General features: G+C 63.3%; 12 protein-coding genes and 1 other RNA gene. 10 read left to right on the top strand and 3 right to left on the bottom strand.

Annotated features, from left to right (window positions below; translation table 11 throughout):
- Positions 1 to 68: 68 nt before the first annotated feature.
- Together rnpB and ACIQ2A_RS14765 are read right to left on the bottom strand one after the other, a co-directional pair.
- Positions 69 to 490: RNase P RNA component class A (rnpB, locus tag ACIQ2A_RS14770), an RNA gene on the bottom strand.
- A gap of 37 nt (positions 491 to 527) precedes the next feature.
- Complete coding sequence (locus tag ACIQ2A_RS14765; RefSeq protein ID WP_398480388.1) at positions 528 to 1,367, bottom strand: N-acetylmuramoyl-L-alanine amidase; 840 nt, start codon at positions 1,365 to 1,367, stop codon at positions 528 to 530.
- Positions 1,368 to 1,856: 489 nt separating this feature from the next.
- Here ACIQ2A_RS14765 and rsmH point away from each other — a divergent pair, with 489 nt between their 5' ends.
- The 9 genes from rsmH to murG all read left to right on the top strand — a co-directional run bounded on the left by rsmH (position 1,857) and on the right by murG (position 12,919).
- A complete protein-coding gene (gene rsmH, locus ACIQ2A_RS14760; protein ID WP_398480385.1) occupies positions 1,857 to 2,849 on the top strand; it encodes a 16S rRNA (cytosine(1402)-N(4))-methyltransferase RsmH in 993 nt (330 codons plus the stop codon).
- Positions 2,850 to 2,851: 2 nt separating this feature from the next.
- Complete coding sequence (locus ACIQ2A_RS14755) at positions 2,852 to 3,247, top strand: hypothetical protein (RefSeq protein WP_398480383.1); 396 nt, start codon at positions 2,852 to 2,854, stop codon at positions 3,245 to 3,247.
- Complete coding sequence (locus ACIQ2A_RS14750; protein ID WP_398480381.1) at positions 3,244 to 5,004, top strand: peptidoglycan D,D-transpeptidase FtsI family protein; 1,761 nt, start codon at positions 3,244 to 3,246, stop codon at positions 5,002 to 5,004. Before ACIQ2A_RS14755 ends, ACIQ2A_RS14750 begins: the two co-directional genes overlap by 4 nt.
- Positions 5,005 to 5,093: 89 nt before the next feature.
- The gene (locus ACIQ2A_RS14745) at positions 5,094 to 6,551 is read left to right on the top strand and encodes a UDP-N-acetylmuramoyl-L-alanyl-D-glutamate--2,6-diaminopimelate ligase (RefSeq protein WP_398480379.1); all 1,458 of its coding nucleotides are present in this window, start codon (positions 5,094 to 5,096) and stop codon (positions 6,549 to 6,551) included.
- Positions 6,548 to 7,984 carry a UDP-N-acetylmuramoylalanyl-D-glutamyl-2,6-diaminopimelate--D-alanyl-D-alanine ligase gene (locus ACIQ2A_RS14740; RefSeq protein WP_398480377.1) on the top strand — a complete coding sequence of 479 codons (1,437 nt, stop codon included), beginning with the start codon at positions 6,548 to 6,550 and terminating at the stop codon, positions 7,982 to 7,984. The genes ACIQ2A_RS14745 and ACIQ2A_RS14740 overlap by 4 nt, the downstream gene beginning before the upstream one ends.
- Positions 7,985 to 7,994: 10 nt before the next feature.
- On the top strand, positions 7,995 to 9,077 hold the full coding sequence (gene mraY, locus ACIQ2A_RS14735; protein ID WP_398480375.1) for a phospho-N-acetylmuramoyl-pentapeptide-transferase: 1,083 nt from the start codon (positions 7,995 to 7,997) through the stop codon (positions 9,075 to 9,077).
- Between the two features lie 4 nt (positions 9,078 to 9,081).
- Complete coding sequence (gene murD, locus ACIQ2A_RS14730; protein WP_398480372.1) at positions 9,082 to 10,482, top strand: UDP-N-acetylmuramoyl-L-alanine--D-glutamate ligase; 1,401 nt, start codon at positions 9,082 to 9,084, stop codon at positions 10,480 to 10,482.
- A gap of 188 nt (positions 10,483 to 10,670) precedes the next feature.
- Positions 10,671 to 11,819: a putative lipid II flippase FtsW gene (gene ftsW / locus ACIQ2A_RS14725; protein WP_398480370.1), complete on the top strand. Its 1,149-nt coding sequence runs from the start codon at positions 10,671 to 10,673 to the stop codon at positions 11,817 to 11,819.
- On the top strand, positions 11,819 to 12,919 hold the full coding sequence (murG, locus tag ACIQ2A_RS14720; RefSeq protein WP_398480368.1) for an undecaprenyldiphospho-muramoylpentapeptide beta-N-acetylglucosaminyltransferase: 1,101 nt from the start codon (positions 11,819 to 11,821) through the stop codon (positions 12,917 to 12,919). Before ftsW ends, murG begins: the two co-directional genes overlap by 1 nt.
- An 8-nt stretch (positions 12,920 to 12,927) precedes the next feature.
- Here murG and ACIQ2A_RS14715 read toward each other — a convergent pair whose 3' ends face one another.
- On the bottom strand, positions 12,928 to 13,833 hold the full coding sequence (locus ACIQ2A_RS14715; protein WP_398480366.1) for a LysR family transcriptional regulator: 906 nt from the start codon (positions 13,831 to 13,833) through the stop codon (positions 12,928 to 12,930).
- A 115-nt stretch (positions 13,834 to 13,948) separates the two neighbouring features.
- On the opposite strand from ACIQ2A_RS14715, the gene ACIQ2A_RS14710 reads away from it, so the two are divergent.
- Entirely contained in the window at positions 13,949 to 15,121 is a 1,173-nt protein-coding gene (locus ACIQ2A_RS14710) for an MFS transporter (protein ID WP_398480364.1), read from the top strand.
- Positions 15,122 to 15,132 lie beyond the last annotated feature (11 nt).

Raw genomic sequence — 15,132 nt, 5'->3', positions numbered from 1 at the left:
TGCGCCGAAATATTGCAACCACATCTGGAGAGGGGCCCGGCGTGTTTGCGCCGAGCCCCTCGTTGTTCAGTATCAGCCGGCCTGTAAGCCGGGTTCTGTAAGGCACCGCCGCTTGCGCGACGCTACGTGACGGCCATTCTTCTGGGACTGCATTTGCATGCAGCCTCTAGCAACCTACCCGGACAGCGGGTTTGACATCACCCTGCAGTGTTATCGTTCGCGAACGAACTGACTGCCATGCCGTCCCTATTCGGTTTTGCTCCCGGTGGGGTTTACCTTGCCGTCTCTGTTGCCAGATCCGCGGTGCGCTCTTACCGCACCTTTTCACCCTTGCTGCCCCGCCCGAAGGCGGAGAGCGGTTCGTTCTCTGTGGCACTTTCCCTGGGGTCGCCCCCGCCGGATGTTATCCGGCACCGTATGTCATTGGAGCCCGGACTTTCCTCCCCCGCGACCTTTCGATCATTGCGGGAGCGGCCGTCCGGCCGACTGACGGGGAAGCCATGCGGGCTTACGGGACGCGCGTCAAGTCAGCTGGTCTTGGCGGCTTCGCTGTGCGGCAAACTCACAAGGAGCGCCTCCAGCGTTTCCAGCGTGGAGAGGTCCGCAATGCCGTCCACGCGCTCGGGACGGAAATGGCGCTGGAAGGCCGTCACGACCTCGGCCGTGGTCGCATCATAGATGCCGGTGACCTCGATGCCGTAGCCATAGCGGGCGAGTGCCTGCTGCAGCGCCTTCACCTCATCGCCATCAGCGCCGGTGCGCAGGCCTTCGCTGGATGTGATGGGCGCCGGATGGACCCAGTGTCCGACGCCTGAACTGGCGAGCAGATGCCACGGGAATTTCTCGCCGGGATCCTTCTTGCGCGCCGGTGACACGTCGGAATGGCCAAGCACGCGATGGGTCGGCATATCGTGGCGCAGCAGGATGCCGCGGCACAGCGCGGTGACGGCCGCGATCTGTCGGGTGGGATAGTCCGGGTAGCCCCAGTCATGGCCGCGATTGATGATCTCGATGCCGATGGAGCAGGAATTGATATCGTCTTCGCCGGACCAGTAGGACGAGCCCGCGTGCCATGCGCGCTTGGCTTCGGGTACCGTCTGCACGATGCGGCCGTCCTCGAGCACGATGTAGTGGGCGGAGACGTCGGTGCCGTCGCTGCATAGCCGGGTGATCGCACCTTCGGCATCGGGCATGCCGGTGTAATGCAGCACGATCATATCGGGCACGAGTCCCTTGTTCCGGTCGCCAAAATTCGGCGACGGGATCACGTCCGAGACGACGGAGGAATCCGGCGTGAAGGTCGGCAGATTCGCGACACCTTTCGGGATCGGCAAGGGGCGCGGGCGCTTGGTCTCAGATCCGGGCAATCTCTTTCAAACTCCACGACTGTCCTCGCCGCATGGCTGCCGCAAGGGGAGGGACACTATTCCGATCACTGCCAGGTTGCGCAACGATGGCAGGGCGGTTTTACCCTTTTATTTCATCGTTCTATGCGCGATGCGCCAACACTACGATACAACCTCTGCCGTGTGAATTGAATCGAGACGGTCGGGCTTCTTCAACGCTTTCTTAACGCTAACCGACGTTACTGAAAGTTGAAGCGCCGCGCTCGTTTTCGCGCGGTCTGAGTTCCATTTGACGCTCATCCCATGGCCTTTCTTTCCATTCCATGCGGACGACAACGCGCCCCGTCGGATCACGCGGGCGATGCGTCGAGGCGGAACTGCGAATGCGCGATGCCGCGGATGAGCCGCGGCTTGCGCCAGAATTTGAGACGTCACGGGCGTATCGGAGTCCGGATCGGTGTGGTGTCTCGCAGTAAAGGAACGGAACCCGTTGCCCGTTCGCGTGCGCGTATGACTGCTGACAGCCGCCATATCTCCGTGCTCGGCCCCGAGGCCGTGGAGATGCTGTCGCCGCGCGCCGGTGGCGTCTATGTGGACGCGACTTTCGGGGCGGGTGGCTATTCGCGCATGATCCTGGCGACGGAAGGCACGCAGGTGATCGCGATCGATCGCGACAGCACGGCGATTGCCGGCGGCGCGGATCTGGTGGCGTCATCGGCCGGTCGTCTCAAGCTGATCGAGGACCGCTTCTCCAATCTTGCCGATGTCTGCGAGGCGCAAGGCTTGCCGCTGGTCGATGGCGTCGTGATGGATGTCGGCGTCTCGTCGATGCAACTCGATCAGGCCGAGCGCGGCTTTTCGTTTCGCTTCGACGGCCCGCTCGATATGCGCATGAGCCAGCATGGACCGAGTGCTGCGGATGTCGTCGCCAAGGCGTCCGAGGCTGATCTCGCCAATATCATCTATATCTTCGGCGAAGAGCGGCATTCGCGCGCTGTGGCCCGCGAGATTGTCGCTGCGCGAAAAGAAGCCGAGATCACGACGACGAAGCAGCTCGTCGATATCGTGCAGAAGGTCGTGTGGGCCAAGCCCGGCGAGATCCATCCAGCGACGCGGACCTTCCAGGCGCTGCGCATCTTCGTCAATGAAGAGCTCGATGAACTGCATATGGCGCTTGAGGCGGCCGAGCGTGTGCTGAAACCGGGCGGCCGTCTCTCGGTGGTCTCGTTCCATTCGCTGGAAGATCGCATCGTCAAGAATTTCATTGCCGAGCGCAGCAAGACCGGCGGCGGCTCGCGCCATCTGCCGGAAATCGCGCAGTCCGTGCCGCGCTTCAGGATCGTGAACAAGCGCCCGATCATCGCTGACGAGGCGGAGACCAAATCCAATCCACGCGCGCGTTCCGCCAAGCTGCGCGGTGCCGAGCGCACCGATACACCGGCGCAGGATGCTGGCCCATTGCCGGGATGGCCGACGCTCGCATCCGTGATGCGGGGAGGCTGAGCATGCGCATCATCCATCTCCTCGTCATCGGCGTCCTCGTTTTCGCGGCCGCCTATGTCTATCGCATCAAGATGGAATCCACGGTGCGCACCGAGAAGGTGCTGCGCCTGCATGCCGATATCCGCGAACAGCGCGATGCGATTGCTTCGCTACGCGCCGAATGGGCCAAGCTGGATGCCCCGATGCGCTTGCAGGGATTGGCCGAGCGTCACCTCAAGCTGCAGCCGATGACGGCGCAGCAGTTCGACAATCTGAAAAACCTGCCCGATCGCCCGCCAAGCTTTGCCCGGCCGGGCACGCCCGATCCCATCGGTGCCATGCTCAACTCCATCGATCCCAACGACATCGTGACCGGATCGGTGAAAGACAAGGTGGATCAGCCGGAGGATCAGCAATGACCGCGCAGGCGCCCGCCAGCAAATCCAATGAGCGTCCGCCGGAGCCGTGGCGCCAGCGCCTGATCCGCACGCTGCTTTACGGCAAGAACACCGACCGTGCTGCCAAGGCGCGTGCGCGCGTCGGTCTTGCCATGCTCGCTTTCGGCGCCGTCTATGGCATCATCGCCGTGCGTCTCGTTGTGTTCGCCGTTAATGGCGATACCCATGCGGAACGCCGTGCGTCGCGTGACGCCATTGCCACGGCACGCCCGGATATTGTCGATCGCAACGGGACCATCCTCGCGACCGACGTAAAGTCGCCATCGCTGTTCTCCGAGCCGCGCCGCATCATCGACAAGGATGAAGCGGCCGAATTGCTTACCGGCGCACTGCCCGATCTCGACAGCAATGAGGTGCGCGAGCGCATCAACAGCCGCAAGGGCTTTGCCTGGCTGAAACGCGACATCACCCAGCAGCAGCAGCGTGACATTCATCGTCTGGGCATTCCAGGTATCGGATTCCTGCGCGAGAACAAGCGCGTCTACCCGAACGGATCGACGGTGTCGCATGTGATCGGCCTGACCAATATCGACAATCAGGGCATCGCCGGCATCGAGAAGTGGCTCGACAATAACGGTCTCGCCGATCTGCACCGCGCGGGTTTCGCCTCGGACCGCATGCAGAGTCCGGTCGAGCTCGCGCTCGATACGCGTGTCGAACACGCATTGCGCGACGAATTGCTCAAGGCGAAAGCGAAATTCAGTGCCAAGGCGGCGTCAGGTCTGGTGTCCAACATCCGCACCGGCGAGATCATCGCCATGGTGTCGCTGCCGGATTTCGATCCGAACAATCCGAAGGAAGTGCACGATCCCGACCGCATCAATCGCCTGACCACCGGCGTGTATGAAATGGGCTCGACCTTCAAGACGCTGACGCTAGCGATGGCGCTGGACTCGGGCAAGGTCAATCTCAACACCATGTTCGATGCGCGCTATCCGCTCAGCTATGGCAAGTTCAAGATTCACGATACCCATCCGGTGCCGCGTCCGATCTCGCTGGCCGAGGTGTTCACATTCTCGTCGAATGTCGGCGCCGCGAAGATCGCGCTTGGCCAGGGCGTCGAGGCGCACAAGGCGTTCCTGAAGAAGGTCGGCCAGCTTGATCGGCTGCGCACGGAACTGCCGGAAAGCGCGATGCCGATCGTGCCGAAGCGCTGGGGTGATCTCAACACAATCACCATCTCTTTTGGTCACGGCATCGCGGTGGCGCCGCTGCAGGCCGTGATGGCCGTGAATGCCATGGTCAATGGCGGCAATCTCATTCCGCCGACCTTCATGAAGCGCACCGAAGAGGAAGCGCTGGCGGTGGCAAAGCGCGTCATCAAGAAAGAGACGAGTGACAAGGTCCGCTACATGATGCGCCTGAATGCCGAGGTCGGCTCGGCGCGCCAGGCGGAGGCCAAGGCGAAGGGCTATTATCTCGGCGGCAAGACCGGTACGTCGGAAAAGGTGGTCAATGGCCGCTATTCGAAGAAGCAGGTGCTGAACTCCTTCACCGCCGTGCTGCCGATGGACAACCCGAAATATCAGGTGCTGATCATGCTGGATGAGCCGAAGGCACTGCCGGAGACCCATGGCTTCATCACCTCGGGCTGGAATACCGTGCCGACCGGCGGCGCCGTGATCGCCCGGATCGCGCCGCTCTTGGGCCTGGAGCCGCGCTTCGATCTGGCGCCAGCGGATCGCCTTATTCTTGCGACATCTCGGGTGACTCAGTAACGCTGCATCCGCGCTTTACAGCGGGGGCAAAATGCGGTTTGCGTGGCTTGCGGAACCCGTCCGTCCTGATTTGCCCTGTCCGGAGCAGCATGAAACTACGCGATCTTTTCAGCAGTGATGTTGCACTGGCGCCGCAGGCTGCGGATATGGCCGTGACCGGCCTTGCTGTGGACAGCCGCGCGGTGAAACCCGGCGATGTGTTTTTCGCGCTGGCTGGCGCCAAGACGGATGGTGCGCGTTTTATCGCGCAGGCGGTTGCGTCTGGCGCTGTAGCGGTGGCTGGCGAGCATGAGCCGGCGAATAGCGCGCTGCCCTTTGTCAAACTCGCCAATCCCCGCCGCGCGCTGGCGCTGGCTGCGGCGCGGCTCTATCCGCGCCAGCCGCGGGTCATTGCTGCTGTGACGGGAACGTCGGGCAAGACCTCGGTGGCATCGTTTACGCGCGAGATCTGGGGTCGGCTTGGTCTGGTCTCCGCGAGCATCGGCACCATCGGACTCGTCTCGCCGAAGCGCACCGTCTATGGCTCGCTGACCACGCCCGATCCGATCTCGCTGCATCAGCAGATCGACGAGATCGCAGGCGAGGGCGTCACGCATCTGGCACTCGAAGCCTCGTCGCACGGGCTCGATCAGTTCAGGCTCGATGGCGTGCGCGTGTCTGCCGCTGGGTTCACCAATCTGTCACGCGACCACATGGATTATCATCCGGACGTGGCGCATTACCTCAATGCCAAGCTGCGCCTGTTTCGTGATCTGGTCGCGGATGGTGGGCCGGCTGTGATCGCGGCCGATCATGATTGCTCGGCCGAGGTGATCGAAGCTGCACGCGCGCGACAACTGCGCGTGATGACGGTGGGACGTGGCGGCGACGGCGCAAGTGAGGGCATTCGCCTGATCGATGCCGTGGTCAATGGTTTCGAGCAGCAACTCAAGCTCGAACATCGCAACAAGGTTTACGCTGTCCGTCTTCCTTTGGTCGGCGAATTCCAGATCGAGAACGCATTGGTTGCGGCTGGTCTCGTCATCGGCACCGGCGGTGACGTAGACGCAACCTTCGCCGCGCTCGAACATCTCGAAGGCGCCAAGGGCCGCCTCGAACGCGTCGGCGATCGCAATGGTGCGCCGGTGTTCGTGGACTACGCGCATAAGCCGGACGCACTCGCCAAAGCACTACAGGCCTTGCGGCCTTATGCGAAGCGCAAGCTTGTCGTCGTGATCGGCGCCGGCGGCGATCGCGATGCCGGCAAGCGTCCGTTGATGGGCGAGATCGCCGCTGCGAATGCGGACACGGTCATCATCACCGACGACAATCCGCGCAGCGAAGATCCGGCAACGATCCGCGCTGCCATTCTCGCTGCTGCCAAAGGCGCAACCGAGATCGGTGATCGTGCCGAAGCCATCCGCGTCGCAATAGAGGGACTGGAAGCCGGCGATGCACTGCTGATCGCGGGCAAGGGGCACGAGACCGGCCAGATTGTCGGCACCCGGACGCTACCGTTCAGCGATCACGAGGCCGCTGCCGCGGCCCTTGCTGCGAGGACTTCATGAGCGATTTTCTCTGGACATCAGCTGCGATGGCAGAGGCGATGGGCGCCGAGATGCATGGCGATCTTCCGGCCGGCGTCACGGGCATCTCCATCGACAGCCGCACCATCAAGCCCGGCGAGGCCTATTTCGCCATTACTGGCGACGTGCATGACGGCCACAAGTTTGTCGATGCCGCGCTGAAGAACGGTGCCGCATTGGCGGTGGTGGAAGCCGCGCAATGCGAGGATTTCGGCGCCGATGCGCGGCTGCTGGTCGTGGATGATGTGCTTGAGGGCCTGGTCGCACTCGGCATTGCCGCCCGCACACGGCTCCGCGCGCGCGTCGTCGCCGTCACCGGCTCGGTCGGCAAGACCTCGACCAAGGAAGCGCTGCTGCGCGTGTTGTCCGCGCAAGGTCCGACGCATGCGTCGGTGGCGTCGTTCAACAATCACTGGGGCGTGCCGCTGACGCTGGCGCGCTGCCCGGCGGATGTGCGCTTCGCGATCTTCGAGATCGGTATGAACCATGCCGGCGAGATCGAGCCGCTGGTGAAGATGGTGCGTCCGCATTACGCCGTCATCACCACCGTCGAGCCGGTGCATCTCGAATTCTTTTCCGGCATCGAGGCGATTGCCGATGCCAAGGCGGAAATCTTCCTCGGCGTCGAGCCCGATGGAGTCGCGATCCTCAATCGCGACAACCATCAATTCGCACGTCTGGAAAAGAGCGCAAAGAAGGCCGGCGTGTCGCGCATCGTCTCATTCGGGTCAGATGCCAAGGCCGATGCGTGCCTGATCGATATCGCGCTGCATCCGACTTGCTCGGCCGTGCATGCCAATGTGCTCGGTCAGGACATCACCTACAAATTTGGCATGCCCGGCCGTCACATGGCGATGAACTCGCTGGCAGTCCTCGCGGCTGCGTCACTCATGGGCGCCGATCTCGCCCATGCGGCGTTGACGCTGTCGCAGGTCGTGCCGGCGGAAGGCCGCGGGGTGCGCCAGATATTGGAGGTCGCCGGCGGCGAAGCGCTGCTGATCGACGAGACGTTCAACGCCAACCCGGCCTCGACCTCGGCCGCACTCAATGTGCTCGGCGCGGCCGCCATCGGCGGGCAGGGCCGCCGGATCGCCGTGCTCGGCGACATGCTCGAACTCGGCCCGCGCGGCGGCGAATTGCATGCCGGCCTGCAGGAGGCTGTGACCTCCAACGCAATCGACCTTGTATTTTGCTGTGGCCCCCTGATGCGCAACCTCTGGGATGCCCTTCCCAGCGGCAAGCGGGGCGGTTATGCCGGGGATGCAAAGGCGCTCGAATCACAGGTGGTGAGTGCAATCCGGGCCGGGGACGCGGTTCTGGTCAAGGGCTCGAAGGGCTCCAAGATGGGGCCGATCGTTGCCGCGCTGACAAAACGCTTTCCCGGTAACGCCGCGCGCGATGACGCTGCGGAATAAGGCAGGCTGAATGTTCTACTGGCTGATCGATTTCGCGGGCACCTTCCCGGTGTTCAACGTGTTCCGCTACATCACCTTCCGCACCGGCGGCGCGGTGGTGACGGGCGCTTTGTTCGTGTTTCTGTTCGGACCGTGGATCATCGACAATCTGCGCCTGCGCCAGGGCAAGGGTCAGCCGATCCGCACCGATGGTCCGCAGTCGCATCTGGTCAAGGTCGGCACGCCCACCATGGGCGGACTGATGATCCTGTCAGGCCTCGTGGTCTCGACGCTGCTCTGGGCCAATCCGCGCAATCCCTATGTCTGGATCGTGCTGGCGGTGACGCTCGGCTTCGGCTTTGTCGGCTTCTATGACGACTATCTCAAAGTCACCAAGCAAAGTCACAAAGGCTTTGCCGGTCGCACGCGCCTGCTGATCGAATTCATTATCGCCGGTGCGGCCTGCTACGCCTTCATGCGCCTTGGCCGTGATCCCTTGTCGAGTTCGCTGGTCATTCCTTTTTTCAAGGACATCATCCTCAAGCTCGGCTGGTTCTTTGTCATCTTCGGCGCCTTCATTGTGGTCGGCGCCGGCAATGCGGTAAATCTCACCGATGGTCTCGACGGCCTCGCCATCGTGCCCGTGATGATCGCCTCCGCAAGCTTCGGCCTGATCGCCTATCTCGCCGGCAATGCCGTGTTCTCCGATTACCTGCAGATCAACTATGTGGCGGGCACCGGCGAGTTGGCCGTCTTATGCGGCGCTGTGCTCGGCGCCGGTCTCGGCTTTCTCTGGTTCAATGCGCCGCCGGCCTCGATCTTCATGGGCGATACGGGCTCGCTCGCCCTTGGCGGCATGCTCGGCTCGATCGCGGTCGCTGTGAAGCACGAGATCGTGCTTGCCGTGATCGGCGGGTTGTTCGTGCTTGAAGCTGTCTCGGTCATCGTGCAGGTGACATCGTTCAAGCTCACCGGCAAGCGCGTGTTCCGCATGGCGCCGATTCATCACCATTTCGAGCAGAAGGGCTGGACCGAGCCGCAGATCGTGATCCGCTTCTGGATCATCTCGGTGATGCTGGCGCTGGTCGGCCTCTCCACGCTGAAGCTGCGGTGATCGCGTGATCCCCGTCACCTCATTCGCTGGCAAGACAGTCGCGGTCTTCGGGCTCGGCGGTTCGGGCCTCGCATCGTGTCACGCACTCAAAGCCGGCGGCGCAGAAGTCATTGCGTGCGATGACAGCCCGGACAAGATGGCCGAGGCTGTGCGTGCCGGCTTCATCACGGCCGATCTGCGTACGGTGTCCTGGGCAAGCTTTGCGGCGTTGATTCTCACGCCTGGCGTGCCGCTGACGCATCCGCAGCCGCACTGGACCGTGCTCGCCGCGCGGGAGGCAGGCATCGACGTCATCGGCGATGTCGAACTGTTCTGCCGTGAACGAAAGGCGCATGCGCCGGATGCGCCGTTCATTGCCATCACCGGTACCAATGGCAAATCCACCACCACGGCCTTGATCGCGCATCTGGTGCGCGAAGCCGGTTTCGACACGCAGATGGGCGGCAATATCGGCACCGCGATCCTGTCGCTCGAGCCGCCGCGCGCTGGCCGTGTCCATGTGATCGAGATGTCGTCCTATCAGATCGATCTCACGCCCTCGCTCGATCCCACCGTCGGTATCCTGCTCAATGTCACGCCTGATCATATCGATCGCCATGGCACCATCGAACACTACGCCGCCGTGAAGGAGCGCCTTGTCGCCGGCGTGCAGCCGAGTGGCACGGCGATTGTCGGCGTCGATGATGACTGGTGCAGCAAGGTCGCCGATCGTCTCGATCAGGCCGGCAAACGCGTGGTGCGCATCTCCGTCGAACATCCGCTCGCAGACGGACTCACGGTCGATGGCAGCAGGATCGTTGAGAATGCCGGCGGTGCGCAGAGTGTGGTCGCCGATCTCGCCGATATCGGCTCGCTGCGCGGCCTGCACAATGCGCAGAACGCCGCCGCGGCGTCCGCCGCCGTGCGCGCGCTCGGCGTCAGCCTCGATGTGCTGCAAAAGGGACTGCGCTCGTTTCCCGGTCTCGCCCATCGCATGGAGCAGGTGGGCCAGCTCGGTACCACGCTGTTCGTCAATGACAGCAAGGGCACCAATGCCGATGCTGCCGCGAAGGCGCTGTCGTCCTTCACCGACATCTTCTGGATTGCCGGTGGCAAGGCGAAAGAGGGCGGCATCGCCCCGCTCGCCGAATTCTTCCCGCGCGTGAAGAAAGCCTATCTGATCGGTGAAGCCGCCAATGACTTTTCGCGCACGCTGGATGGAAAGATGCCTTACGACATCAGCGTGACGCTCGATGCAGCTGTCGCTAATGCCGCGCGCGATGCGGCTGAAGCCGGGCTCGCAGCGCCCGTCGTGCTGCTGTCACCGGCCTGCGCGTCTTTCGACCAGTTCCGCAATTTCGAAATCCGCGGAGATAGGTTCCGGGAGCTGGTGCTTGCGCTGGACGGGGTGCGTAGGATGGGTTGAGCGACGGCGCGAAGCGCCGGAGCGATAACCCATCGGCCGAGCCCGCCGCATCGACTGAATGATGGGTTTTCGCTTCGCTCAACCCATCCTACGGAACCGCGTTTGATCGCATTTTTTCACGATCCCTTAACCCTCTGGCAACCGTAATGCCGCATCGATAGGGGCTTATCGATCCGCAGGACGGGCCCATGATCACTCGCGAACAACGCACCCCGCTCAGCGAATGGTGGTGGACCGTGGACCGCCTCCTGCTGGCGGCGATCGTCGCGCTGATGCTGGCCGGCGTGATCCTGTCGCTCGCGGCGTCGCCCCCGGTCGCGACCCGCATCGGCCTTGATCCGTTTCACTTCTTCAATCGCCACATCCTGTTCCTGGTCCCGTCGATCATCGTGCTGATCGGCGTCTCCTTCATGTCGCCGCGGCAGATCCGGCGCTCGGCGCTGATCGTGTTTGCGTTGTCGGTCGTATTGATCCTCGCAACGCTGGCGATCGGGCCGGAGGTGAAAGGCGCAAAACGTTGGATCACCATTCTCGGCATCAACATTCAGGCGTCGGAAGCGGCAAAGCCGTCGTTCATCGTCGTCGCTGCATGGCTGTTCTCTGAGTCGATCCGCAAGCCCGGCATGCCCGCGACATCCATGGCGGTGGTGATGCTCATGATGCTGGTGTCGCTGCTCGTTCTACAGCCGGACTTCGGCCAGACGATGCTGGTCCTGATGGCCTGGGGCTCGCTGTTCTTCATCGCCGGCATGCGCATGGTGTGGGTGGCGGGTCTCGCCGGCGCGGCCGCGGGCGGCTTGTTCCTCGCTTACTTTATGGTCCCGCACGTCGCCGGCCGTATCAAGCGCTTCATGGATCCGGCGTCCGGCGACACGTTCCAGGTCGATACCGCGATGGAGGCTTTTTCCAATGGCGGCTGGTATGGTCTTGGGCCGGGCGAGGGCATCGCCAAGCGCAGCCTGCCGGACAGCCACACCGACTTCGTCTTCGCCGTAGGCGCCGAGGAGTTTGGCATTCTGTTGTGCCTCGCACTGCTCGCTCTGTTTGCGTTCATCGTGATCCGTGCGCTGTCGCGGGCCTATGCGACGGAAGACCTGTTCTCACGCTTCGCAGCCTCCGGTCTCGCAATCCTGTTCGGCGTGCAGGCAGCCATCAACATGGCCGTGAACCTGCATCTCATCCCGGCTAAGGGCATGACGCTGCCGTTCATTTCCTATGGCGGCTCCTCCATGATTTCGCTCGCTTACAGTGTCGGCATGCTGCTCGCGCTCACGCGCATGCGGCCGCGCACCGAGGTCGAAGCCATCGATGCGCATGTCGCGCGCACTTACGCGTGATGAGCACCGCACCTCTCATCCTGCTCGCTGCAGGTGGCACCGGTGGTCATCTGTTTCCGGCTGAAGCGCTCGGTGTCGCGTTGATGAAACGCGGGCTGCGCGTCCGCCTCGTCACCGACGCGCGGGCGCTGAAATATAGCGGGTTATTTTCGCGCGACATGATCGATGTGGTGCCGAGCGAGACAGTGCGCTCGCGCAATCCGCTTTCGCTGGCGCGCACCGGCGTGATGCTGGCGGCCGGTACGGCCATGGCCGTGAATCTGATGCTGCGCCAGAAACCGGCAGCGGTGATCGGCTTCGGTGGCTATCCGACACTGCCGCCGCTCTTTGCTGCGCGCCTGTTCGGCATCCCCAGCATCATTCACGATTCCAACGCGGTGATGGGGCGGGCCAATCGTCTGCTGTCGAAAAAGGTCGATGCCATCGCGACCTCGCTGCCGGGTGTGCTCGATCGCGTGCCCGAACTCGCGAAGAAGACGACGACCACGGGCACGCCGATGCGCCCGGCGATCCTCGCCGCGGCGGCTGTGCCCTACAGCGCGCCAGATCTCACCGCACCATTCCGCATGCTCGTCGTCGGCGGCAGCCAGGGCGCGCGCATCATGGCGGATATCGTGCCGCCGGCCGTCGAGAAGCTCGAACCGTCGCTATGGAGCCGCCTGATCCTCACGCAGCAGGTGCGTGAAGAAGACATGCCGCGCGTGCGCGCGATCTATGATCAGCTCAAGATCAAGACCGAGCTTGCGCCGTTCTTCTCCGATCTGCCGGCCAGGCTTGCGTCGAGCCATCTCGTCATCTCGCGGTCCGGCGCCGGCACTGTCGCCGAGCTCGGTGCGATCGGCCGTCCGTCGATCCTGGTGCCTTTGCCCGGCGCGATCGATCAGGACCAGCATGCCAATGCCGGCGTGTTGGCCGATGCTGGCGGCGCCATCCGCATTCCACAAAGCGAGTTAACGCCGCTGCGTCTGGCGTCCGAAATTTCCGCACTCGCAGGCGAGCCCGCGCGTCTGAATGAGATGGCACGTGATGCGCAGAAGGTCGGCAGGCTCGATGCTGCGGATCGGCTGGCGGATCTGGTGATGCAGGTCGCGAAGATTTAGCGACAAAGCTAAATCCTCACATTCTCCGCCATGTAATCCAGAAAAGCCCGTACGCGTGCCGGCAACTGTCCACCATGTCCGACGAACACCGCATGGATCGGCTCGATATCGCCGGGATTGAAGTCGTCAAGCACAGGCACGAGGCGACCTGCGACGATGTCCGCTTCCACATGAAAGCGCGCCAGCCGTCCGAGGCCCATGCCGGCCAGGGCGATCTGGTGCATGGCTTCGCCATCGCTGACCAGCGCATTGCCTGATGGCAGTACGGTGATCGTCTCGCCGCTCGCCAGTTTGAACGGCCAGCCGCTCTTCCATTTGCCGAAGCTGAAATCCAGCAGATTGTGTCCGGCCAGATCGTCCGGCGTGTTCGGCGTGCCGCGCTCGGCTAGATAGCTGGGGGAGGCGACGATCACCATCCGGCTCTCACCCAGCTTGCGCGCCAGCAAGCGCGACTCGCGCATCAGCCCGACGCGGATCGCCACATCGGCGCGTTGCTCCAGCAGGTCGACCACCAGGTCCGTCAGCGTCACATCGACCTTGATGTCGGGATAACGCTTCGCGAAATCCGGCAGCAGCGGCAGCAAGTGATGCAGCCCAAACGGCACGCTAGTGTTGACGCGCAGCAGGCCCGTCGGCGTCGCACCCACCGCGGCTTCGCGCTCGGCGGCGGTGATCTCGTCGAGGATCTGCACCGCGCGCTCATAGAAGGCTGTGCCTTCCGGCGTCAGTTGCAGTTTTCGCGTCGAGCGGTTGATCAGCCGCACGCCAAGCCTGGCCTCCAGCCGCGCCACCAGCTTGCTCACGGCCGATGGCGTCATCTGGAAGGCGCGGGCGGCCATGGAGAAACCGCCGAGTTCGACCACCCGCGTGAACACGTCCATTTCGCCGGAGCGGTTGATGTCGAGGCGCGACATGATCCTCAAAGCCTTTGTGATTTCAATTCACAAATCTTGTTCCGAATGGATGTCTATCTCATCTATACCGGGCGGTCCATATCCGAGGGCATCAACCTCACGCACGGACTTTGTCATGCCCCTCGCACTTTACGCGCTTACCGCCGGCGCTTTCGGAATCGGCGTCACCGAATTCGTCATCATGGGCCTCCTGATCGAGGTCGGACGCGACCTCGGCGTGTCCATCCCGGCAGCCGGCCTTCTGATCTCCGGCTATGCGCTCGGCGTCGTGGTCGGCGCGCCGATCATGACCGTGGCCACCGGCCGTTGGCCGCGCAAGACGGTGCTCCTGGTGCTGATGGGCATCTTCACCATCGGCAATCTCGCTTGCGCCGTGGCGCCGGATTACTGGAGCCTGATGGCAGCACGTGTGCTGACGGCTTTTGCTCATGGCACCTTCTTCGGCGTCGGCTCTGTTGTCGCCACCACGCTGGTGCCGGCCAACAAGAAGGCGTCGGCGATCGCCGTGATGTTCACCGGCCTCACCGTCGCGAACATTCTCGGCGTGCCGTTCGGCACATGGCTCGGCCAGCATTTCGGCTGGCGCGCGACCTTCTATGCCGTGACGCTGGTGGGCTTGCTCGCCCTTGCAATCATCGCTGTGTTCGTGCCGAAGGATCGCGAGAAGCCCGCTCCGTCGAACCTGAAGCAGGATCTGGCCGTATTGGCGCGGCCGCAGGTGCTGATGGGCCTGTTGACCACGGTCCTGAGCTGGGTCGGCGTGTTTGCCGTGTTCACCTATATCGCGCCGATCCTGACGCGATTGGCCGGCTTTTCGGACGCCGCTGTGTCGCCGATCCTGCTCGTCTTTGGTGGCGGTCTGGTGATCGGCAATCTGGTCGGTGGCCGCCTGGCGGATCGCTGGTTGCTGCCGACGGTGCTCGGCAGCCTGCTGGCATTGACCGTGGTGCTCGCGCTGATGAGCTTCGCCACCCACAATCAGATCGCCATCGTGGCCTTCGTCGCACTGCTCGGAGCCGTCGGCTTTGCCACCGTGCCACCGCTGCAGATGTGGGTGCTGGACAAAGCCCATGGTGCCGGCCAAAGCCTGGCATCGAGCTTCAACATCGCCGCCTTCAACCTCGGCAACGCGATCGGTGCCTGGCTCGGCGGCGCGGTGATCGATTACGGTGGGCTTGCCTCGGTGCCTTGGGTCGCGGCGCTGGTGCCGCTTGCGGCGTTCGGTGTGGCGCTCTGCGCAATCCGCTTCGACCGGATGCGGGCGCCGGTTCCGGCTGCGGCGGAGTAGGGCGATTCGGC

Source organism: Tardiphaga sp. (genome assembly GCF_044336785.1).
Classification (GTDB): Bacteria; Pseudomonadota; Alphaproteobacteria; order Rhizobiales; family Xanthobacteraceae; genus Tardiphaga.
This window is presented reverse-complemented; position numbering and strand designations above follow the sequence as displayed.